General features: G+C 60.2%; 18 protein-coding genes. 7 read left to right on the top strand and 11 right to left on the bottom strand.

From position 1 onward, the window contains the following. The first annotated feature begins 9 nt into the window (after window positions 1–9). Window positions 10–492, top strand: a complete 483-nt coding sequence (locus M1D74_RS03050; RefSeq protein WP_458116430.1) for an EAL domain-containing protein — start codon at window positions 10–12, stop codon at window positions 490–492. On the opposite strand, the gene M1D74_RS03045 is transcribed toward M1D74_RS03050, so the two are convergent. The 5 genes from M1D74_RS03045 to M1D74_RS03025 all read right to left on the bottom strand — a co-directional run bounded on the left by M1D74_RS03045 (window position 453) and on the right by M1D74_RS03025 (window position 6369). Further along, entirely contained in the window at window positions 453–1985 is a 1533-nt protein-coding gene (locus tag M1D74_RS03045; protein WP_458116429.1) for an LTA synthase family protein, read from the bottom strand. The two genes, M1D74_RS03050 and M1D74_RS03045, sit on opposite strands and share 40 nt — an antisense overlap. Window positions 1986–2241: 256 nt before the next feature. Beyond that, complete coding sequence (locus M1D74_RS03040) at window positions 2242–2982, bottom strand: ANTAR domain-containing protein (RefSeq protein WP_458116428.1); 741 nt, start codon at window positions 2980–2982, stop codon at window positions 2242–2244. Between the two features lie 636 nt (window positions 2983–3618). Beyond that, window positions 3619–5007 (bottom strand): NAD(P)/FAD-dependent oxidoreductase, encoded by a 1389-nt coding sequence (locus M1D74_RS03035; protein WP_458116427.1) that lies wholly within the window; start codon window positions 5005–5007, stop codon window positions 3619–3621. Between the two features lie 131 nt (window positions 5008–5138). Further along, window positions 5139–5606 carry a carboxymuconolactone decarboxylase family protein gene (locus M1D74_RS03030; protein ID WP_458116426.1) on the bottom strand — a complete coding sequence of 156 codons (468 nt, stop codon included), beginning with the start codon at window positions 5604–5606 and terminating at the stop codon, window positions 5139–5141. Between the two features lie 169 nt (window positions 5607–5775). Further along, on the bottom strand, window positions 5776–6369 hold the full coding sequence (locus M1D74_RS03025) for a TetR/AcrR family transcriptional regulator (protein WP_458116425.1): 594 nt from the start codon (window positions 6367–6369) through the stop codon (window positions 5776–5778). Window positions 6370–6805: 436 nt separating this feature from the next. Between M1D74_RS03025 and M1D74_RS03020 the strand changes: the two genes are divergently transcribed. Both M1D74_RS03020 and M1D74_RS03015 read left to right on the top strand, forming a co-directional pair. Then, a complete protein-coding gene (locus M1D74_RS03020) occupies window positions 6806–6949 on the top strand; it encodes a hypothetical protein (RefSeq protein WP_458116424.1) in 144 nt (47 codons plus the stop codon). Window positions 6950–7192: 243 nt separating this feature from the next. Beyond that, window positions 7193–7564 carry a hypothetical protein gene (locus M1D74_RS03015; protein ID WP_458116423.1) on the top strand — a complete coding sequence of 124 codons (372 nt, stop codon included), beginning with the start codon at window positions 7193–7195 and terminating at the stop codon, window positions 7562–7564. A gap of 47 nt (window positions 7565–7611) precedes the next feature. Here the strand turns inward: M1D74_RS03015 and M1D74_RS03010 are convergent, their stop codons facing one another. After that, entirely contained in the window at window positions 7612–8349 is a 738-nt protein-coding gene (locus M1D74_RS03010) for an ankyrin repeat domain-containing protein (RefSeq protein ID WP_458116422.1), read from the bottom strand. Between the two features lie 420 nt (window positions 8350–8769). Here M1D74_RS03010 and M1D74_RS03005 point away from each other — a divergent pair, with 420 nt between their 5' ends. Beyond that, window positions 8770–9162: a hypothetical protein gene (locus M1D74_RS03005; RefSeq protein ID WP_458116421.1), complete on the top strand. Its 393-nt coding sequence runs from the start codon at window positions 8770–8772 to the stop codon at window positions 9160–9162. 119 nt (window positions 9163–9281) lie between these two features. On the opposite strand, the gene M1D74_RS03000 is transcribed toward M1D74_RS03005, so the two are convergent. From M1D74_RS03000 to M1D74_RS02985, 4 genes are all read right to left on the bottom strand, one after another. Then, window positions 9282–12530 (bottom strand): rhamnogalacturonan lyase family protein, encoded by a 3249-nt coding sequence (locus M1D74_RS03000; RefSeq protein WP_458116420.1) that lies wholly within the window; start codon window positions 12528–12530, stop codon window positions 9282–9284. A gap of 480 nt (window positions 12531–13010) precedes the next feature. After that, complete coding sequence (locus tag M1D74_RS02995; RefSeq protein WP_458116419.1) at window positions 13011–13634, bottom strand: AAA family ATPase; 624 nt, start codon at window positions 13632–13634, stop codon at window positions 13011–13013. Window positions 13635–13847: 213 nt separating this feature from the next. Then, window positions 13848–14846, bottom strand: coding sequence for an NAD(P)-dependent oxidoreductase (locus M1D74_RS02990; protein WP_458116418.1), 999 nt, complete (start codon window positions 14844–14846; stop codon window positions 13848–13850). Window positions 14847–14965: 119 nt separating this feature from the next. Beyond that, window positions 14966–16054, bottom strand: coding sequence for an isocitrate/isopropylmalate dehydrogenase family protein (locus M1D74_RS02985; protein WP_458116417.1), 1089 nt, complete (start codon window positions 16052–16054; stop codon window positions 14966–14968). A 569-nt stretch (window positions 16055–16623) separates the two neighbouring features. On the opposite strand from M1D74_RS02985, the gene M1D74_RS02980 reads away from it, so the two are divergent. From M1D74_RS02980 to M1D74_RS02970, 3 genes are all read left to right on the top strand, one after another. After that, entirely contained in the window at window positions 16624–18006 is a 1383-nt protein-coding gene (locus M1D74_RS02980; protein WP_458116416.1) for a 2-hydroxycarboxylate transporter family protein, read from the top strand. A 99-nt stretch (window positions 18007–18105) separates the two neighbouring features. Continuing rightward, the gene (locus tag M1D74_RS02975) at window positions 18106–19806 is read left to right on the top strand and encodes a thiamine pyrophosphate-binding protein (protein ID WP_458116415.1); all 1701 of its coding nucleotides are present in this window, start codon (window positions 18106–18108) and stop codon (window positions 19804–19806) included. Then, complete coding sequence (locus M1D74_RS02970) at window positions 19718–20482, top strand: IclR family transcriptional regulator (RefSeq protein ID WP_458116414.1); 765 nt, start codon at window positions 19718–19720, stop codon at window positions 20480–20482. Before M1D74_RS02975 ends, M1D74_RS02970 begins: the two co-directional genes overlap by 89 nt. A 341-nt stretch (window positions 20483–20823) precedes the next feature. On the opposite strand, the gene M1D74_RS02965 is transcribed toward M1D74_RS02970, so the two are convergent. Beyond that, complete coding sequence (locus tag M1D74_RS02965) at window positions 20824–21768, bottom strand: formylglycine-generating enzyme family protein (RefSeq protein WP_458116413.1); 945 nt, start codon at window positions 21766–21768, stop codon at window positions 20824–20826. Window positions 21769–21832 lie beyond the last annotated feature (64 nt).

The following is a 21832-nucleotide window of genomic DNA, read 5'->3' as shown; positions in this document are numbered from 1 at the left end:
GGGGAACACATGGCTGGTTGCCGTTCAGTTCAATGGCCATACCGGGCGTTTATTTCTACCCGGAGGACGCCGGCGCTCAATGGCAGCTTCACCTTCGGGTTCACAGGGCACCTCAGCAACATCATTAACGAGTATCGAAGACATGGTTTCTACACGGCCATCGATGACTTCGGTGCCGGCCATGCGGGACTGGGGCTTCTGGTTGAGTTCCAACCAGACCTCATCAATATTGATATGGAGCTCGTTCGAGGAATCGATAGCAGCCCTGCTCGCCAGGCGGTCGTAACCGGCGTCGTCGGTATCGCTGACAAGCTCGGCATCACGGTTCTCGCGGAGGGCATCGAAACCGAAGCCGAGTTCCTGTTCCTGCAGGCTGGCGGCATCCGCTTGTTCCAGGGTTATTTGTTTGCCAAGCCCGCTTTCGAGGAGCTTCCGCGCACGAACGGACAGCGCTACTCGATGGCACTCTCGCCGTCCCAAGCCTCCTCATAAAACCGTGGCGAAGCCGAGTTCAACAGCTCAGCATAGGAATCAGGGTTCATAGCCTGCGCGGAGTCAGTGGGAACAGTCGAGGCGAGACCGGACACACCCAGGCCTGCCTCCTGGTCCTGGAGGGCCAAGCCGGCCACCTCCAATATGGACGGATACATGTTCAGTTGATCCACGTCACCGAGCCATGTGGCGCTGCTGTCCGCGCCCGGAATCCAGATTCGGTTGAAGATGGTGCGGTTGTGGTTGCCGCTTAACTGTTCTTCGAAGGGGTCGCCGGTGCTCAACTGCTTGAGGTGGTCGCCCATGATCACGACCGCGGTGTCGTCAAGGTAGCCCTTTTCCTTCATGTGGTTCACAAAGCCAGCCACTTGGGTCATGGAGCAGGAGAACACCGAGGTGGTCGCGTCCTCCGTGTCCACGTCGCAGTAGTCGAAAATGTGCAGCGGCGCGTGTGTGTCCAGGGTCAACAATGTGAGGTTGAACGGCTCACCGGACTTCTCCGCCTCGGCGTGCAGCACGTCGACCTCTTCCTTGGCGTTCGCCATGAGGCGTTCATCGCTCAGGCCCCAGTCGCTGCGAAAGTTCTCCGCCGTTTCACCGGCTGCGCGCCAATCGGAGAGGTCCCTGATCTCGGAGTAGCCGTGACTGCTCAGGAAGACATCCTTCGCTGCGAAGGAGGCATTCGCACCGCCCAGAAAGACGTTGGTGTAGCCGTGCGCGTCCAGAACGTCACCCAGGCAAGTGACTCCACCCAGATAGGTATCGACTTCGCCGCCGAGACTGTTGAACGCGCCGGTTCCCATAGCGGAACTTGTGCCTTTCAAGGGGATGCCGCATTGGGTGGAAACGAGCCCGGCCATTGTCCAGCCACCACCTTTGTACTCGCGCAGGCTCTCGACGGATTGCCAACCATCTGAAGCCCGGGTGGCCTCCTTGAGTGAAGCAAAGGCGTCTTTTTCGAAGAGTTGATCATCCGCGATGGTTCCCTCACCTGACTCGAGATAGATCAACACCAGGTTCCGCTTGTGCACATCGCTGGTGATGGTCGGCTCGACGTAGTAGTTGCCGATGTCATACGAGGAGTTCGCCGCCTTGATGTAGTCCCACAGGCTGACTGTGCTGGCGAAGGAAGTGGTGCCGGCGATCACCAGCGCGGCCACCAGAGCAGTGAAGGCGGTGTGCGTGATCCATTGCAGTCGCCGCGGAAGGACGACGCCGTACTTTCGACGCTTGCGGCGTCGGAAGTATTGCCAGAAAGCGACCCCCGCGGTCATGAGCAGAGGCAGTACACCGATCCCGAGGATGCCGGTCCAGACGATGGCTCCGCCTCCGCCGTTCGTTTCTACGGAGACGAGGTTCAGGACCATCTGACCCACCGAGATCTTGCCCCAGTAGAAGCGGATGCCGACAGCGGCGATGAGCAGCGTGAGCCCCGCCCATATCAGGGCGTAGACACACACGCGCCCCAGGACAGCGAGAACCCGCCGGCTCACGTGAAGACTCCGGCCGGACATGGCATCACCTCGCGTTCCAGATGCCCGAACGTCAGTCGGAGAACCCTTTGGGTTCCAACTCGATCTCTTGCTGATATAAGGACAGTCCGGCCATGCTACTCGTTTAACGGCGGTTCACCCGTTTCTGAGGTCCCATACCGCAGGACGAACCGCGTCCGTCATTCGGACAGACTGGCTGAGAACCTTATATTGCTCATATTTTCCTCGGCACTTCAGGCTTGACCCATGCATGCTGTCAGTAATCGAAGTGTGTTGCGGGTTTCGAGTTCGCGTTGGCGCCGGCGACGATTTGCCCGGCAAGGTCTCGTAGTTTGATGTTGCGGTGTGAGGACGCTTTGACCAGGAAAGTGAACGCCTCGGTTTGGCTGCACTGGCTCTGACTCATGATGATCCCCACCGCAATATCGATCGCCGTCCGTGATTCCAGCGCCGCTTTCAAGTTTCCGGCATGCTCGCTGTGTTGGGCGATGCGTACGGCAAGACGTAGCGAGCGGGAGGCTTCATTCGCGTACGTCCTTGCGCGTTCTATTGCTTCGTCAGTGAACTTGCTCACCGCATCCGAGTACAGGTTCAGCGCGGCTCTCGCTTCCCCTGCCAGATCGAAAGGGACCGCGAGAATTGAGCGCAGGCCGTGCTCCGAGATGATCTCGGCATACTGCGGCCAGCGCTCTTCCCGGCGTACGTCCGGGACTTCGACAATGACTTGCTCACGGGCGGCCCTCAGGCACGGACCATCATTGAAGCTGTATTGAATCTCATCCATGTTCTGGGCGTATTCGCTGCTACTTCCAACGGTTGCGGCTTTACGATCGCGTAGCAATGTGATGCCGCAGAGCATTCGCTCTCCAAAGCTCAGCGAGCGCACCGCATGCTGACAGAGCTCGTCGAGGAACTGACGTACATCGGAAGAATCAAGGATGGCGTCGTGAAGGTGGTGGTTGTCGTTGGTATGCGGATCGGTGAGATCGCTGCTCATCGCAGTGGGCTCCGGGTCTGTCCATGCAGAACGGCATCAGAAAGTCGTTTCCGTGCCCGGAGCATCACCAGCTACGCGAGGGACAAAAACTAGCATCCATGATGGCGTAGCTAATTGTCGGCCGTCTGCTTAACCTTGCGCCCAGCTTATCGAATCAACCACCGCACTCGCACACTCGGCACGCCGCCGTAAACCCACCGCACTTAGCCAGCTGGCCGTTGGCGCCAGCCCGCGCTGAGGGATGGCTGGGGACGAGCCGTTTCGTCGGGTATTCGGGTCCTTACCCCAATGCCGGCTCACTTGTTAGGTGATTTTCTCCGTCGCTGTGAGTGAGCGGTCCTCGGACCGTTGGAACCGGGATGGGGAGTGCCGGACACTTATGGGTATGGGGGGACCACGAGGCGGTACCAACGGACGGTGAGCTTTGGTCGCGTGTCATGATGGTTCCGCTTGCGCTGCCCTCTTCGTACTCCACCGGGACGAGGGTGTTCGGGCACAGCAGGCTGATCCAGTAGTGGGCTCCCCTAGGGGCTGAAGCTCGCGTTGCCTGTACAGTGCGCCTGTTCGCCGGACACGCGGTGCCCGCCTATGCAGTGCCCACACCGCGCATAGCTGAGTATCGAAACGGCAGTCCTTCTACGCGGCTCGTGTGAGTTCCGCCTGGGCCATATCAGGTGCGGCGGCGCTGGCAGGTCCAGATTCGGTAAACGTGCTGTAGGAAGCGGCCTCTTGGAACGCGCCCCGAGGGGTGTCCAATCCGCGCAGGCCTGCGGTGTCGCGGCCGAGCCAGAGATTGTTCCACCACCCCCATATGTCTCGCCACTTCCGTTCCCAAGTGGGAATGGCTAGGACGTGGTACCCGCGGTGTATGAGCCAGGCGGGAAAGCCTTTGATGACGACCGGCCCGGACTGGAATACGCCGGACCCAAGACCTAGGGTGGCGACGGCTCCAAGGTTGCGGTGAGAATATTCGCGTGCCTCGCCGCCGCGTAAGGTGTCTCGGACGTTTTTGGCTAGAAGCTTGGCTTGCCGGATGGCGTGCTGGGCGTTAGGCACTGTGTACCCGCCGACGCCACCACCGGTGAGATCCGGAATTGCTGCGTTATCGCCAGCCGTCCATGCATCCGGAATGGGGGCGTCGGTCGTTCCGATGCGAAGGTCGGCACGGGCGATGAGTCGGCCGCGGTCATCGACGGGCAAGTCGGTGTTCCTGGTGATGAGGGGGTTCGCGATCACACCGGCGGTCCATATGAGCAGGCCTGCATTGAGCGTTTCACCCGTGGACAGGGTGATATGCCGGTCGGCCGCCGAGGTGACTTGTGTGGAGAGGTGCACGGTTGCGTGGCGCCGGGCGAGGTGCCGAAGGACCCACCGGCTGGTCTCCTCGGAGACCTCTGGCAGGATTCGGTTCGTTGCCTGGATGAGGTGGAAGTGGGTTTCGTTGAGTGTCAGCTCGGGGTACTGCTTCAGGGTTGCTGTAACCAGCGACCGGAGTTCCCCGAAAGCCTCGATGCCCGCGTAGCCGCCTCCGACGAACACGACAGTCAGGAGTTTCTCCCGTTCGGGACCTGGTGGCAGGGCCGCGGCGGCGTCGATGTTGTGCAGTATGGCATCGCGGATGAGGACGGCTTCTTCAACGTTCTTCACCCCGATTGCACGATCGGCGATGCCGGGGATGGGGATCACACGGGTGACAGCGCCCCCTGTGACGATGACGATGTCGTAAGTCTCTCGAGCAGTGCGACCGTCGGCGAAGACCAAGCTAGCGGTGCGACTTCCATGGTGAAGGTAAGTGACCTTAGCGGTGATCATCCGTGTCTTTTTCAGGTGCCGCCGATGCACGATCACACTGTGTCGAGGTTCGATCGATCCTGCCAGCACCTCGGGAAGGAACGGCTGATAGGTCATGTACGGCAGCGGGTCCACAAGGGTCACCTCGGCTTCGCCTTGCCGCATATACTTTTCAAGCCGCCATGCAGTGTAGAAACCCGCGTAGCCGCCCCCAATGATGAGGATTTTGCGCATGAGAATGCGCCTCCAATTTCTATTCTTCGTGAACCGGCGTCACGGACGCCGTTCGGATCGTAGTGGTGTGAGTGCTTTTAGAGGTGTGGATCGGCCCTAGCCGATCAGCGGAGACGCTGCGCTGGCCGTATTCAGGGAATGACGCGGTAGCCGCTGCTGATGGCGATCCGGTTGTACATGTTGATGACCATGACGACCCAAGTCACCGCGGATAGTTGTCCGGCAGTGAGGTGCGCGGCGGCCGACTCATAAAGGCCGGTATTCTGGTGCGCGTCCTGGATCAGGGTGAGGTATTCGGTCAGGGCCAGAGCGGAACGTTCTTGTTCGGTGAAGTAATGACTTTCACGCCACGCCGACAGGACGCTCAGACGAATCGGGGTCTCGCCCTTGTTGAGGGCGTCGTTGGCATGAATGCGCAGGCAGAACGCGCACCCGTTGATCTGAGAGCCCCGCAGCTTCACCAGTTCGATGAGCAGCGGCGACAGGCCCTCTTCGAGCGCTGTCTTGTCCGCTAGTTTCGCAACCGGCATGAGCGCCCTGTACAGCTCCGGGTGCTGCGCTCCGATGTCGGTCCGGGAGCTGTTGTCCGTCGTCCTCATGACATTCATTCCTTCAGTTGTGGTGTCAGCACCGAATGTGGTGCCGAAACCACCATCCCGCCGACCGCTCCCGTCAGGCGAAGGAATGAGACGAAATGCCATTGATCGTTCCACCGAATGGCCTGACGCGACAATCGGGCAGGTGCTCCGAACGTTGAAAGGCTCAGGCTTACGAGCGGGACACGGCCGCGTACGCCGCCGTAGCTGTGCCGTCAATTGCAAAGCGAGTCAAACTCCGGAGGAAGGGTCCGTCGATGTCCTGGCCCGTAGCGAGGAGTCGGTGGTGAATCGATCCGTACACCGCATCCACCACGGTTCCGACATCAACATCATCGCGGATCTGACCCCGGCGTTGGCCGCGCCACAGGATCACCAGGAAGCCGTGCCTGCGTTCCCGGACCAGGGTTTGCCGGAACTGTACCGCGAACTCCTCACTGCGAATGGCTTCAGCGAACAGGTTCGCGACGGTGGACGCTGCACCGCCGACTTTCAAGCAATAAGTGAGCGCCACCAGGTAGGAATGAAGGTCGCGTTCAACGTCCCCCGTATCTTCGACGTTGGTCAGGAGATTCGTCTTGTAGGTGAACGCCTCCAACACCAACAGCTGACGGCTCGGCCAGTACCGGTACAGCGTCGACTTGCTGACACCGGAAGCCCGCGCAACAGCATCAATGGTCACTGCGTCGTAGGTGAGACGGTCGACCAAAGCACTCGCAGCCTTCAGCACCCGCAACCGAATTTCCGCCTCATGAGACGCGACCAAGGGGTGCGCAGGATCCGCACCGCTCCGCGATGCTACACGTCGGAAAAGCTGTCTCTCGGTCGATGGGCGGCTTACATCGGAGGCGTTCCTACCCGCGCTCATCACACCCCTCCGGACTCCTAAAGCGAGGCTGTATGCAAGGAGAGTACACCCCGATGGCATTCCGTGACGCGCACCCTTCACTGGCCCAAGAAGCGAGGAGTTAACTAGTAAGAGGGCTTACTGCATCGGATTAAGTCAAGCAGTCGGCCTGACCCGATCACGACGGGCCTAGAGCTGGTTGCAGGTTTTTTCCTGTGGCCAGGTCTGTGTATGAGGCGAAATGTCCTATCTATGGCGCCTTCCGTCCTCACGCTCAGGTCCTCGAAGTTGCCGGCTGCCTGGGCGTACATGCGCTGGCTGTACGCCAGAGCCATTCATCCAAGCTGACTAGTTTGTGGCAGGCTTCTATGTCCTTGAAGCCGCTGAACTCGACGCCGCAATAGCTCTCGCCCGGTTCAACCCGGCCGTCCGCCGGAGTACTGGTGGCGTCGAAATCCGTCCCGTTCATAGTGGAGGCATCGCAACTTCGGCCAGTTAGACGGTGCACGGTGCGGGATCCCGTCCACTCGTGGGATCTAGTTGAGCAACAATACGGCGACAGATATGTGACTGAGGCAAGAAGGGTGCGAGGAATCCTCATAATGAGGAAATGAAGCCGCAGTTCCGGATTCTACGCCGAGGGCCCAGCTGGCTAACGGTAGCACCTCTTACAGCATGTGCGCTCGGAGGAATTGTTGTACTTGCTGGCTGCAGTACGTCCATCTTTAGAGCGCCACCGTGCATGCCGCCGCCCTATTCCGTCAGTCCTTCGAGTGCTGCAGTCGGGGAGACCGTAATCATCGAAGCGCAGGACTCCGATTGCGATCCCCGTTATGGCGAGAACGCTGAAGTCAATGTGACGGTCACAGATGCGGGCGGTAAGAAGATCATCAGTACAACCGCGCCGATGACCGATGCCGGCGGTTTCAAGTACTCATTCCAACTACCAACCAACACCGCTCACGGGGAGGCGGCCGTGGAAGCGTATCCACACGACGTCGATTGGTGCGATGACACAGGAAAGAACAACCGCGTCTCTGAGGCGGAGAAGCCCTTCATTCGAGCATCATGCGCCGCTCGGATAGAGCCGTTGCTAGTCACCGAGCCGGAATAGCCAAGCCCGGGTGTTCGGCCACAACCGGGTCGCCTCGCCATCGCCGTCTACTGTTCCGTCGCTGCGCGCAGAATAGTAGCGATCTCTTGGAAGCCGAGGGACGTGGCTTGCTGCAAGGGGGTCAGACCATCGCTCTGGGAGGGGAGTCTCACGTCGGCGCCGCCTTCGACGAGCAACTGTACCGTCTCAACGTACCGTGGCGAGCCATCGCCAAAGATGATCGCCTCGTGCAGTGCGGTCCACCCCGGGTTGTTGACGTGGTTAACGTCCACGTCCGTCTCCAGCAGCCTTCGCACCGCTTCCGCATGGCCACGCTCCGCAGCGCGGATCAGGGCGGTGCCGTTGTAACTGTCGCGCGCGTGAACATCCGCGCCGTTGCGCAGGGTCAGATTCAGCAGCTCGATATAGCCCTCGCTCGCTGCAATGAGAAAAGCGCTCTGTTGGGTCTCGTCCTCGTAGTTGACGTCAGCACCGGCGTCGATGAGTCGGCGAGCTTCGGCGACATTGTTTTCCCAGGCCGCCCCGATCAGGTTCCGATTCAGCGCGATCAATTCACCGGGGGCGAGCGACTTTGAAGTAGCTGGTGGGCTGCTCGGCGACACAACTGGAGCAGACTCCAAGGCCTGCGGCGACGGACTCGGTGTGCTTGACGGGCTCGGTGTGCTTGACGCACGCGCGGACGCGGAAGGGGTCTGTTGCGTCGGACCGGATACCTCGCCGTTGTCGCTGCAGCCGGTCATCAGCAGGAGCACGGCAAGAAGACCACCCTTTACGAGGGCCCTCACCGGCACGCCTGCCGCAGGACTACCGAGGTAGCACACCAAACCTTCAGTGGGACCATTCCCATGCCTGCCAGCATACCCGTGCCAAGAATCGGACAACCGTGGGGCCGGTCACGGCTCAGCGGGCGTCACAGGCGGCTCGCTGGGGTCCGGTTACCGATCCGATCGCGCTATGAACGTTTGGCTGAAGCGAATACTGTGGACGGCTTTTTTCTGGTGACTGACAAGGAGGTCCGCTTGGTACCAATCCGGTTCGGGGCCCCCCCGAAGTGCTTAACGTCCTCTACCCCAACAGAGATGTGGAGGCAGAAACATGCGAAACATCATCAAGAAGTCCCTGGCAGTAGGATCCGTTAGCGGTCTGATGCTCGTAGGAGGCGCCGGCATGGCCGGCGCCAACTCTGGGACAGCACTGAGACCCATGTGGACGAGGTCGCCCAGGTGACCGACAACACCATCACCGATAGCGGCAACCTGTCGCTGGATAACATCCTCCACGATGGTGTCGTCGACATCGATGACACCGCGAACGGCAACAACACCAACGTCGACGTTTCCCCGAACGCGGACAGCGATGTGGACGCCGATATCTCGGCCGACACCACGACTGATGGTAGCGAAGACAACGAGGGCCTGCTGGGCGGATTGCTCCAACAGCCCTCACCACTGTGGCGCCTATCCGTCGGGGTGGGCGCCACACCCATGTCCGACTCCTTAGTCTTCCTGCTGCCCTTTCCCATCCTTCGTCGTCGGAGGTGGAACCCTTTTCCAGAGTTTTTGGCGGCGTTGCATACGCCGACAGCAAGCCGTTCTTAGCCTGGGTGAAGGAGTATCACGCTGCGCGGCCAGGATTCGTCACCCCGTAACGCAGTACGGACCAGCGGCCAAATTTTGAATGGTCACTGGTCCGTACTGCGTTATAGATGGAGCGGAAACTAGCCTTTCGAGTCGGTCAGTGTGAACGACAGCGTGGCGACGTTTCCGGCGTCGTCGTACACCTTCAGCTCGTTCACTCCGCTCACCGCACCGAACTTGCCCGGCTTGATGCTGTTCAGCTGAGAGCCCGTCTTGTTCGGCAGATCCCGCTCAACCCCGTTGAGGGTTAGCCGGTCAAGAGTGCCAGCGTCGAACAGGTCGAAGGAGACCTGCCTGTAAGGCTCGCTGCCGTCCTTGTCCTTCGGACTGATCGTGATGGTTGGTGCAGTGGTATCAGCCGGGGCGGGAATCAGGATGTCCTTCCTCTTCTCAGGCAGCTCTGCCTCGTCGCCGAGGTAGAAGCTCGCAAACCCCATCTGGTCGTAGCCGTTGTTCTTGTTGGCGACGCCGTTGCGGTACATCGGATCGTGCATCAGCGTGCGGATGCCGTATTCGGAAGGCGCAAGCGTGGTGACGATACCTAGGCGGTTCCCACTGGCCCGCAACACGAGTTCCTCGCGCCAGTCTCCAAAGAGGTCGGCTTTGAGAGTGGGCGTGCTCTTGTTGCCCGTCGACGTCAGGCCCGTGGCGAGGTACGAGGAGGTTGCGAAGGTCAGGTCATCAACGCTATTGATGTTGGCTCCGTTGACTGCCATGTGCGTCAGTCCGCCGCCAAACCAGATTGCGTTCTGTCCCTGCCCGATGCCCCGCGGAATCGCCGTGGTGGTCAGGATCTCGCCGGTGACCATGCTGCGGACTTCGGTGGTCACTCCGGCTGAACCTGCCTGTGCACCGGGCCAGCGGTTGGAGTAATTGCCAGCCACGCTGCCCTCGTCGTCACTTCCCGCGTAGACGCCGTAGAGGAGCGAATTCTCGTAGATCACCTCGCCCTTTTTGTTCAGTCGCTTGCCCTTCATCGGGTCGTAGCCGGCAGGGCCGGGGATCCAGCCGAGGTGGCGGCCCGTGCGGATGTCATCGAGCAGGTGCTCCTCCATGCCGGACCATTCTCGGATGTTGTTCTCCTTGTCGACGGGGAGCAACGCGCCGCGATCACCGTGGCGCAGTGGAGCCCACTCGTTGAGCGGGTTGTCCCGCACCGCATCGGTGGCGAACTGAAACTTGCCAGCGACCGGTGGGACACCGTTCTGCCCCTCGATGGTGGGCATCACGTCGCCGTTGAGGACCTTGGGCAGGATCTTGGTCTTGTCCTCGTTCAGACCCAGGACCATGGCCTTAAGGACAACTTCATCCCAGCCGTCACCGTCCAGATCCGCGGATTTGGTGTCGTGGTTGCCACGGTTCCGGTAGTCGTACGCTTCCCCTCCGAGTGACCAGTACTGCGGGTCATCCGAATCGAAGCTGGCCTGGAGATTGACCTGGCCGTCCACGATGTTGAAGGCCGCAAGAGTAGTCCGGTGATAGTAGCCGCGCTGCGAAACGGCGTACTTGTTCACTCCGTCAAGAGCAGCGACGACGCCGACGTACCGGTTGGGGCGGTTGCCTTGCGCATCACCGTAGGCTGCCGCCTTCCAGGGGTTCTCAAGCCAGTAGGCTTCTTTTTCGGCCATGATCTGAGCCTTGTAGTCACTGGATGAGGTTCCCGCACCCGGACCGGGGAAGGCCAGATAGGAGTAGTTCCCGCGCTGGGTTGCAGGGGTCATGGCCCAGTTCTCGCCGTCCACGCTTCCCTCATAGGTGAACGGGTAACTCTCACTGTCCAGCAGTTGGCCCTTGCCGGTCTCTGCATCCCACTCGAAGGCCGAGAAGAACTCCTGGTTATCCTTGGCGGGTCCGATCGGACCAACGTGATAGGTCTTGATCCACCGTTTGACTGCAGGATCATTCGGTCCGTCGTTGCCGCCCCCAACCGTTGGGCTCCGGTAGGAGATGCTGAAGCTGTTGAGCAGGGACCAGTACGTGTCCAGTGCCTGCTCGTTCCCGGTGCTGAAGTACTCCTTGAATTTCTTCACGGTCGAGTTCAGGCCGTCCTCACCGCCCACCACCGCGTCCGTAGTGTCGGGATAGACAACGGACTGTGATGCTTCGTCCCAGTTGCCAACCCGTGTTCCCAGCCCGGTCTTGAGCATGAGCTCAGACTTGCCGTCCCCGTCGAAATCTTCCGCGAACAGCGTGGTTTCGTGATCATTGGCTGCCCGCACGTTGTAGCCCATCTCCACCCGGAACATCAGGGCGCCGTCCTGCTTATACACGTCGACGTACTCGGGGGCGGTTGTGGTGTTGCTGCCACCGAAAATGGGTTCGGAGTACATCGGATCCTGCTGGGTGCTGCGCCACTTGACGACGATCTCGTACTCACCGTCGCCGTCGAAATCGCCAACGGTCATGTCGTGGGTTGAGTACGGCGAGCTTTGCGACGTGTGGATCGCGCCCGTGCCGGTCTTTGCGTAGGGAAGTGCTGTGCCGCTGTCCAGGTTCTCGACGTACTTGATGAACTTGGCCTCCAACTCCGCGTAGAGCGCATCGCTGATGAGCCCTGCGGGTCCGAGCGCAGCGGTGGGCTTCCAGCTTTCGCCGTTGTACTGGTTCAGCTTTGTGACCCAGCGGTCGAGGTCGGCGGCGCTGACTGGGGTCTTTTTGTCGTGGGCTTCACGGAAGCCGCGGAGCAGGTCCATGTCCACTACGTACCAGTGCTGGCCCCCCGTGTCAGGGATGACCATGTTGGCCGGGTTGAGGTTAGTGCCGGGCCCGAAGCGGTTGCCCCGGTATGTGAAGTGCGCGAGGGGTACGGATTCCGGTGCCGGCTTGAGCTGGATGAAGTGCGCGGCTCCCCGGTTTCCCTGGCCCGCTTGGCCGGGAAGCGCTGACAGCATCGGCGCGCTCATTCCCTGGCGCTCGCCCTCCTTGCCCTTAATGACAGGTGCCACCTGGTACTCAGAGGTGATCAAGCCGTCAGGGTCGGTGTAGTTGGACGGAGTGACGTCCTCCTTCACCACGCCTAGGTTTGATTCGTAGTTGCTCTCCGGTTGCACGTCCCTCGGTGCAATTGTTGCGATTCGCTGGAAATCGGCGTCCACGTCTTTGCGGTAGATGTTCCAGGACAGGCCGTCCGGTTCGTCTCCTAGGAACCGCCAGCTCAGGAAAATTCCGTCAGCACCCTGAGCTGCGACCAGTCCTCGGGTTAGGCCTTCCATCTGGCGGTGACTGTCTGCGGGACGAGCCTCGGCATCCTGCGGAGTGAAGCCAAAGGTGGACAGGCTCAAGCCCACCACCAGCGACGCACTCCCTAGTTGTCGCATGAGTTTGCGCACTTGTTCTCCTCATTGAGTTCAACAGCTACGGTGAAACGATTCAGTACGAGCGACCATGTGGTCAACCTGGGTCGCACACGGTGCGTGGTGCCAACCCAAAAGTTATCCCCGCGAGGTGCGCAAGCCATAAGCCCAACCTCTCAGAAAACGCTTTCCGCTTATCTTGCCGTTTGCAGCCGTCGCAGCACAAGACCTTGGCGAAACTTAACTAGAAGGGGCTTAGGGCCGGTCTCTCAAATCAAATCCTCGACGCGGCAGACCCGGAAAAGTTACTCTCGGTAATCGCTCTCGTAGCTGGCTCGCTGGCTTGATGGATTTCGAAACCCATAGCAGCCTCAAGGTCTTTGAACGCGTCAGCTTGCACGAGGAGTAGAACGTCGAGGATCTCTTTCGCCCGTTGAAGCCGCCCAAGAAGAGGCACGGTGAAGGATACCCATTGATGCCTCTGCCTGTATGCGAGCTCGGTGTTGTCCTTCTACGCTAAGACGCGGACTGTTGGCTGACGTGTTCCGTTGGATCCCTATCTAGCCAGGCGAGAATCTGAGCCGCTGCCTCCTGTGCTGTGAGATCCCCGTTGTCTAGCCGCATATGCCTGTGTTCAGCTAGGAGTGCGGTTCCTGGCAAAGCCCCGCCAACAGTGGCATTCGTGTCAGTATTCATGAGGAAACGCTCCATATCGCGAACATTGGAGTCGGACCATTCCACGTCGCGCTTCGATCGCTTCTCGGCGAGTCGCAACTCGGTCCGATTCCGTCGCAGGCGCGTGTTCAGGTCCGCTGACAGTTCCACGAATGCTACGTCTGCGCCCTTCTCGACATAGGGGCGGATGTACCTCGAGAGATCATCGGCGTCTGCCTGCTGCTCCAGGCCCCAGACAAACGTGAACAGCAGGTCGGTGCCTGACATGGCTGCTTCCTCGACGACTCCCGCCCGCCATTCGTTGAGTAGGCGGGTGAACGGTGGTGTCCCGTAGTCGAACACTTCGAGCAGGGGCTCGATGAGCGTGTGGTTATGGAACAGGCGGAAGTTGCTCCGCTGAGCGATCTCGCGTCCGACGGTCATTTTGCCGACCGCGGGCGGACCAAAAATCACGAGCAAGCGCATGTAGCAACTCTGCCATAGGGGGTCGCCGACATTCCTCCGCTTGAGATTCGATTGGGCTCTGTGGCTCCGGAAGTGTGGGAGAAGTTCCGACGATCGGAGAGAGTTTTCGTCGCGCGATGAGGGATCGTCTTCTGGTAAGAACGCCGGGCCGCAACCCAAGCAGCGATACAGGCAATCGAACGGTTGTCTCCATCGCTGCTTGAGTGCGCCTGCTTATACGGTCGTGACTTCCGCGGTGCTCCTTGCCCGCTTGGTGGCGGTTACGACTCCGCTTGGAATCTCGCCGTTGAGGACTGCGTCGAAGTTCCGCCAGACTGTTGAGATCCTGCGCTCTACGTTTTCCCAGCCCACGCCGGCCATGTGAGGGGTACAGACGGCCTGGTCTAGTTCCAGCAGCTCGCTGGAAAGGTCCAGGGGCTCATTGGCGTAAACGTCGAGGCCGGCTCCAGCAATCTGCCCTTCGCGCAAGCACTCGATGAGCGCACGCTCGTCGATAACTTCCCCGCGGCCAACGTTAACGAGAACGCCACTCTGTTTCATTAGTGCGAGTTCTTCCCTGCCGATGAGCTTGTCGGATTCGGCGTTCAGCGGGACACTGACGCACACGACGTCAGAGACGGCCATGAGCTCCTCCAGCGGCACCGGCCGGGCTCCAATGAGCTCGGACACGGTCAGCGGAATTTCGGCATTGTCATAGAAGACCACATTGGCGCCGAAACCATGATGTACGACCTTGCCGACCCATCGTCCGATGTTGCCGAGACCGACGATCCCGACAGTCTTGCTGTACAGCTCGGAGTAGGACATCTCGTCCAGATCCTCACGCCATTTCCCATCGCGCATCAATTGCGTGGAGGCCGGGATCCGGCGTAGCAACGTGAGCATCAACGTCACCGCATGCTCAGCTACGGAGATGGAGTGTGTCTTCATTTGAGCCACAGGAACTTCCAACTCATTCAGCACGCCGATCGGCAGCTGGCCATAACCTGAGCTCATGTACTGGATGAATTTCACTTTCTCCGCTGCCCTGAAAACAGCTTCAGGGACGTTGACGCCGGAGATGAGGAAATCGGCAGCAGCCGCTTCCCGGCATATCTCCGACAGGTCGGCATCCAGGGGCATCACTTTCACGCTGTAGCCGACGGGAGTGGAGTCCATGAGGCGATCTATGTAGTCCGCCAGTGGATTCACGAACAAAACTTTGTGTGTCATGACGACGCACCTTTCCTGGTTGTGACAGCCGTGCGTGAGGCAAGGATTTGTGGCTCAACGTTGCGCGTTAGGCGTCACCGCTAGTAGTTGCTTCTGCGACCATGCGGTCGCGCTGGTTACTACGCCGGAAGGGCGCTTACGGCGGGAAGGGCGCCAAGGATCGTCTCCAATACTTCCTGCGTTCCTGCCGTCCCACCGAGGTCGCGTGGAAGCGGGCCTGCTTCCAAAGCCGCCTCAACGGCGCGTTGGATATACCGTGCCACCTGGCTGCACAGTTCGTCACCGTGGCGCTGGCCCAGCCATTCCAGCATCATTGCTGCGGACAGGATCATCGCCGTGGGATTTGCTATTGCCTTGCCTGCAATGTCGGGAGCGCTGCCGTGGGACGGCTGGAACACGCCGTGCGTGAGGCTTACGTCTGCAGATGGCGCAACGCCGAGACCGCCGACCAAGCCTGCTGCAATCTCGGAGACAATGTCTCCGAAGATGTTCTCGGAGACGACCACGTCGTACCGACCGGGGTCGGTGACCATATACATCGATCCGGCGTCAATGTAGTACTTGGCGCTGCCGATGTCCGCGTTCTTGGCTGCGACTTCGTCGAACACCTTCTCCATCAAGACGTTGCTCCGGAGCGCGTTGGACTTGTGAAGCAGCGTCACGTGTCCCGGCGTGCCGCGCTTCCGGCGCGCCCGAGCCTGCGAGAAGGCTACATCGAAGAGTTTCTCGCAGGTCGCCCGGGTGATGGTCATGCGGTCGCTGGCTTGCTCGTTGCTGGGCTCGTGCTTGTCGGCCAGTCCTGCGAACATTCCTTCGGAGGTTTCCCGGATAACGAGCATGTCGACGTTTCCTGCTTTCACAGCGCTTTCCACCCCCGGGAAGAGGCGAACTGGGCGGAGGCTGGAGAACAGTCCATAGTGGGCCCGCATCTCAACCTGGGCGCCCAGTTCAAGACCTTCCGGACCACGCACATCCGGTAGTCCCATCGCACCGAACAGCACAGCGTCCTTCCTGCCGATTTCATCCATATCGGCAGGAGTGATTCTCCGTCCCGTTCGGCGGTATAGGTCGGCGCTGAAGTCGTAGAAGGTGTAATTGAGGCGCAGGCCGTAGCGCTCTTCGCATTCCTTCAATACCGTCAGAGCGGCCTCGACAACCTCGGGACCGATTCCGTCCCCGGGCATGACGGCGATTTCATAGTGGGTCATGGTCTTCCTGCCTTGCTGATTGTCGGGCGCTTCCACGCACGGGCGTCCGATTTGAATGGAGGAGCCTGCTGAAGGATACCGACGGTGGGTATTCTCACTGGATGGGAAGGTAATTCTGCTAAGTGGGAAGACTGTAGCAGGCGATGATCTGGGTCACAAGGGGCCTATCAAGATCCGACCTCCGGCGATTTCCGACCGCTCCCGACGTTTGCCTGTTGATGCCTGACCCCCAGCCTCGCCCTGGCTACGGCCGAATATTCGCATGCAGGAGCCCCTTGGCCAGAAACCTGTTGCGTGCATCACAGGTCTGCTGTTATCGTCTATCCGCCTAATGGAAGGGTCTTCCCACCAGTTGGGATAAGGGTTCCCTTCGTAAGCGGGAACAGTGTGGTGATTCCTCGTAGGGGCCACCCCTTTCCCTTTCTTCAGCGACGTCCTTCTACGCCGGTTACCCAGCGATTTGAAGCCGAATATGCAGCCACAACACCTACTCCTATTCCGTATCGGAGACGATGATGTCTAAAAATCCACACTCGACTGACACGGCGAGCCAAACAACGGACACGACTATGCAGGACAATCACCCCGGCCCCGTCGGCGGTATCAAACATCCGGTCACAAAATCCATCGGTGATCGTCCGGGGACGCACTACCCGGGTAATCTGGGCTTCCGCATCTCGAGCGTTCCGGCACCTCTATACCTGGTTCTGGCTGGCCTGGTCCTCATCGCAGCATTGACAGGCAATTTGCCAGACACAATGGTGGTTGGATTTGCAACCACCATGCTCTTGGGCGGACTGTTCATCTGGCTTGGCAACCTCGTCCCGGTGATCCGTGACTTCGGGTTGCCCACCGTCTTGTGCACCTTCGCACCGGCGACCCTTGCCTTCTTCGGGCTGATGCCGGAGAACATCATCACCGTGGTGCAGAACTTCGTCGACGGATACGGCTTTCTGGACTTCTTCGTCGTTGCCATTATTGCCGGTTCCATCCTTGGCATGCCTCGCACTCTGCTGCTAAAGGCTGGCCCCCGCTTCGCTGTGCCGCTAATTGGTTGCCTCATCTCGACATTCCTTCTGATAGGTCTCCTCGGCGCCGTGACTGGCTTTGGATTCATCGAGGGCATTCTGTTCATCGCGGCCCCGATCATGGCCGGCGGCCTCGGAGTGGGCGCACTACCGATGTCCGAGATGTATGCGGCAGCAACCGGCGGTGACTCGGCAACATTCATGGGTGACCTGATGTCCGCCGTCGTCATGGCCAACGTGGTCTGCATCCTCATCGCCGGCATCTACAACGGACTGGGAAAGCGCAAGAAGCAGTTCTTCGTCGGGTTCAACGGCCACGGACAACTCCTGCGGATCAGTGGCCGCGCAGACGAACTCGCTCTGCCGCCCAAGCGCGATACGTCCTCCTTCATCGCCCTCGGCAAGGGATTGCTTATAGCAGGAGGCCTGTTTGTATTCGGTAACCTCGTTGCGGTCTTCCTGCCGGCCCTGCATCCATACGCCTGGACAATCATCGCAGCGGCCGCAGTCAAAATTTTCGGCCTGCTTCCCCGTGACGTGGAAGACTCCACCGCGGACTGGGGCGATCTGGTCGGAGCTGTCCTAGTTCCCGCCCTGCTGGTCGGTGTCAGCCTCACTTTCATCGACATCACCGAGGTGCTTGCATCCCTGAGTAACCCGATGTTCATCCTGCTGACCGTCTGCACCGTTGTCATCGCGACCACCACATCCGGGATCTTGGGATGGCTGGTGAAATTCAACTTCGTCGAAGCATCCATCACACCGGGCCTTGTGATGGCAGATACCGGAGGCAGCGGCGACGTGGCCGTGCTCAGCGCCGCGAACCGGATGCACCTCATGCCGTTCGCCGCCCTCACCAATCGTCTCGGCGGAGCGCTGGTCCTGTTCGTGACATCCCTGATCGTCCCCTTCCTCGCCCAGTAGGACCCAAGCGACGGCGGTGGCTGAAGAAACCCTCAGTCACCGTGCCGTCGCCCGGCCCGTCACCAAACAAGAGAAGAACATCGCACCATGAGGAGAGCCATGACGAATGCAGGGCCTGAAGTGCCCGGGGGAAACAAGCCCGACCTGCCGGACGAAGGAAATGTCGCCGCCGTCGTTGCGGACGTCGTCGCGGAGCGGGCCGGGCACCTGTTCGGTTTGATGGGCAACGGCAACGTCCATCTCATCAGCCGGCTCACGCGTCGTGGCTTTCCGTTCACCTCTGCCCGCCACGAAGCTGCAACCGTCAGTATGGCTGACGCATACTACCGGGCAACGGGGAGGATCGCGGCTGCAACCACTACCTACGGTGCCGGGTTCGCCAACGCTTACACCACACTGGCCGAAGCTCGAATCGCCAGGATCCCGCTAGTGCTGGTGACCGGTGACGCTCCCTCAAGCGGCCGACGGCCTATGGACATCGACCAACCCAAGGCAGCTGAGGCAGCCGGAGTGATCGCTTTGACCGCGGGGCCCCACAACGCGGCGGCCGTGGCTAACAGGGCTTTCGATCTCGCACTGCGCACAGTTCAACCAGTCGTGCTGTCGATACCCTACGACTGGGCGACGGCGGAACCAGCGGAACCGATGGCGCTTGAACCCCTACCCGAGATGTCGACGTGGCCTGCACAAATCGCACAACTGGACCATGTCGCCAGCTCGTTGTCGCAGGCGCAACGCCCCTTGATCCTCGCCGGCCGGGGAGTGCTGCTGGCTGACGCAACACGTCCCCTGCATGAACTCGGGGATCGCCTTGGCGCATTTTTCATGACCTCGGTCATGGCAGCCAACGCCTTCGACAGCCCCTGGAACCTAGGCCTCGCCGGCGGTTTCACCCGGCTCCACCGCCTTGAGGTTGCCCGACAAGCTGACGTGGTACTGGTCATTGGCGCAAGCCAGAATCTTTTCCAAACCCGGTACGGAACGATGTTCCCGACGGGGACGAAGATCATCCGCGTCGACAACGAACCGGACACCGGAGTACTTCCGGAAGCGGAATACGTTCGCGCCGATATCCTACCGTTCGTCGAGGGCCTCCTCACGCGCATCGACGTGTCTTCTTCGTACCCGCACACCGGCTGGCGGGAGCGAATGCCGGAAGTGGCTGGCGAGGAATTCCGCGCCTCCGTTCCTATCGAAGATCCGCACGAATTCGGCCCCGACGGCCGTCTCAACCCACGCGCCGTCGTCGCGGCCCTCGAAGGAATCCTTCCCAAGGAGCGATCCGTCGTGATGGACGGAGGACATTTCATCGGCTGGGCGCCCATGTATCTGTCCGTACCAGACCCCCAGGCGTTGATTCTTGTTGGCACCGCTTTTCAGTCGATAGGTATGGGCTTCGGATCTGCCGCCGGTGTCTCGGTTGCGCGACCTGAGCGCACCACAGTTCTCTTTACCGGTGACGGCGGTGGCCTGATGGGACTCGCCGATTTTGAGACCTTCATTCGTGCCACACGCAAAGGTGTTGTGGTGGTACTGAATGACTCCGCATACGGCGCGGAGCTCCACCAGTACGCTGTCAAGGGACTACACGAGAAGGCAATGCTCATCGATGAGGTGGATTTCGCCGCCGTCGGTCGCGCGCTCGGGACAGACGGCGCCAAGGCTCTCACCCTTGCGGATCTGCAGCAGCTTCAGGACTGGCTCGCTTCCCATGACACGGGCGTCTTTGTCCTTGACGTTGCAATCTCCCAAAAAATCGTCGCAGAATTCATGGCAGAATCCGTGGCCATCAAAGGTTAGCGAAAACCGTAGGCTTAGACGCATGTCGTCCACAGAGACAAATGGAAGCAACCGGACCCTCGAACGTGCGGCAGCCATACTCGATGCAGTCGGTCGTTCCGCCATCACGGCAAGCGAGTTGGCCCGACGAACTGGTCTGTCCCTGTCCACGGCACACCGTCTTGCTTCGCAGCTCGCCGAATACGATTTTCTCCGCCGTACCGAGAGTGGAACATTCCGTCTGGGAGACCGGTTCGTCCGTTCGGCGCTGGAGAACGCCGGCTTGCCCGTATTACACGACCTGCGTGACCGAACGGGCGAGACCGTCCAATTGTGGGTGAGACGAGGTCATGACCGTATCTGCCTAATCAGTGCCGAGAGCCGCCATGAGCTCCGCGCCACAGTACCACCTGGATTCAGGCTTCCCCTGCCGCTCGGCTCCAGTGGTCGCCTGCTCGCTGCCGAAGAAGACGCACTAACGCAACTCGCATCTGTTGGCTGGGTTGAATCGGTAAGTGTGAGAACTCCAGGACTAGGATCCGTCAGTGCTCCCGTGCGCATCAACGAGGAGATCGTTGCCGCAGTATGCCTCGCCATGCCCCTAGCACGTGTGATTAGCTCCCCCGGGCATGACTTCGGGAACCTCGTCGTCGAAGCTGCAAACAGAATTGCGGAGTCGGCAGGTACACAGAGATGACTTCACCGGAGTCATGATTTCAGGGTGCCCGAGAAGTTGACCTGACGGGACACGACTAAGAACTGAAAACGCCCCTCGAAATCGATCATAAGCAGCGACTGCGGCGCACAAGCCCCCTCCCCAAGAAAGCGTACGGTGACGGATCCATCAGCGTGCAGGTTGGTCCCGGTTCAGCTGAACGGTAACGGCGATGGCTTCCTATCGCTTCCTGGGGTGGCGATACATGTGAATCCCTTCTGTTCTGTGACACGCTGTGGCGAAGCGCTGCGCCCTGGGCCGCTGAATTCCTTTTCAACTGTCATACGAAGCTCCAGCTGCGGACATGATCTCCGACGTAGTGACTAGAGAGCGACCGTCCGAAATCCGGCGTTCGCCATTGACGAGTCGGGGGTGTTCGACGATCTGGCTGAGTTTCGGTACCGGTTGCAGTAGGAGTCATGGCATAGGAATGACCCGCCCCGCATCACCTTGTTCTGTCCGGAGGAGGGACCGTGCGGCGACTCAGAGGGCGAGCTCTCGTAGTAGCGCGGGGAGAACCAGTCAGAACACCACTCCCAGACGTTCCCAACGGTCTGCCACAGTCCGAAGGCGTTCGGCTCATAAGTCTTCACGGGAGCGGTAGTGAGGAATCCGTCTTCGCGTGTATTGGTTCTGGGGAAGGCGCCCTGCCAGATATTGCAGCGCCATTGTCCATCGGGCAGAAGCTCGTTCCCCCAGGGGTAGCGGGCCTGCGATATTCCTCCGCGGCTGGCACACTCCCACTCCGCTTCAGTCGGCAACCGCCGACCAGCCCACTGACAGTATGCGTCGGCATCGTTCCAACTGACATGCACCACCGGATGATCATCCCGACCTGCCAGATTGGACAACCGCCCCTCCGGATGCTGCCAGTCGGCTCCTCGAACCCCGAGCCACCACGGAGTCGCAGGTGGCTGGCCCACAACATCGTCAACGTCCGCCTGCAGCGCGAGATGGAAAACTGCCGATGCAGAAAACTGTTCAGCCTCCGTTTTGTACCCTGTCGCCGCCACGAAGCGCGCAAAGTCGGCGTTGGTGACCGTCGTGGCGTCGATCTGGAAAGCCTCCAATGACACTTCGTGCACAAAAGCTTCGCCATCGAAGGGCCGCCCATCACCGAAAGCATCACCCATAAGGAAAGCACCGGCCGGAATGCTGATCTGCTCGACCCTGTGACTATTGACAGACGTACGGGCCTGACTTACCGGTGCAGCAGCTTCTTGCCTATGTCGCGTAGAAGCAGGCGCACAGCATCCGCGCTCTTCCATGTTGCCCTCCTCAAAAACGCCGTGGGTGCGGGTATAGGATCGATCTAACAATGAGCCGGATAGG

The sequence above is a fragment of the Arthrobacter sp. D2-10 genome (assembly GCF_054161285.1).
This window is presented reverse-complemented; position numbering and strand designations above follow the sequence as displayed.

Bases quoted from the DNA above. Each gene is read 5' to 3' on its own strand.
- M1D74_RS03050 (WP_458116430.1), top strand. From the start codon at position 10: ATGGCTGGTTGCCGTTCAGTTCAATGGCCATACCGGGCGTTTATTTCT.
- M1D74_RS03040 (WP_458116428.1), bottom strand. From the start codon at position 2,982: ATGAGCAGCGATCTCACCGATCCGCATACCAACGACAACCACCACCTT.
- M1D74_RS03035 (WP_458116427.1), bottom strand. From the start codon at position 5,007: ATGCGCAAAATCCTCATCATTGGGGGCGGCTACGCGGGTTTCTACACT.
- M1D74_RS03030 (WP_458116426.1), bottom strand. From the start codon at position 5,606: ATGAGGACGACGGACAACAGCTCCCGGACCGACATCGGAGCGCAGCAC.
- M1D74_RS03015 (WP_458116423.1), top strand. From the start codon at position 7,193: ATGCCGCCGCCCTATTCCGTCAGTCCTTCGAGTGCTGCAGTCGGGGAG.
- M1D74_RS02995 (WP_458116419.1), bottom strand. From the start codon at position 13,634: ATGCGCTTGCTCGTGATTTTTGGTCCGCCCGCGGTCGGCAAAATGACC.
- M1D74_RS02990 (WP_458116418.1), bottom strand. From the start codon at position 14,846: ATGACACACAAAGTTTTGTTCGTGAATCCACTGGCGGACTACATAGAT.
- M1D74_RS02985 (WP_458116417.1), bottom strand. From the start codon at position 16,054: ATGACCCACTATGAAATCGCCGTCATGCCCGGGGACGGAATCGGTCCC.
- M1D74_RS02980 (WP_458116416.1), top strand. From the start codon at position 16,624: ATGCAGGACAATCACCCCGGCCCCGTCGGCGGTATCAAACATCCGGTC.
- M1D74_RS02975 (WP_458116415.1), top strand. From the start codon at position 18,106: ATGACGAATGCAGGGCCTGAAGTGCCCGGGGGAAACAAGCCCGACCTG.
- M1D74_RS02970 (WP_458116414.1), top strand. From the start codon at position 19,718: ATGACACGGGCGTCTTTGTCCTTGACGTTGCAATCTCCCAAAAAATCG.
- M1D74_RS02965 (WP_458116413.1), bottom strand. From the start codon at position 21,768: ATGGAAGAGCGCGGATGCTGTGCGCCTGCTTCTACGCGACATAGGCAA.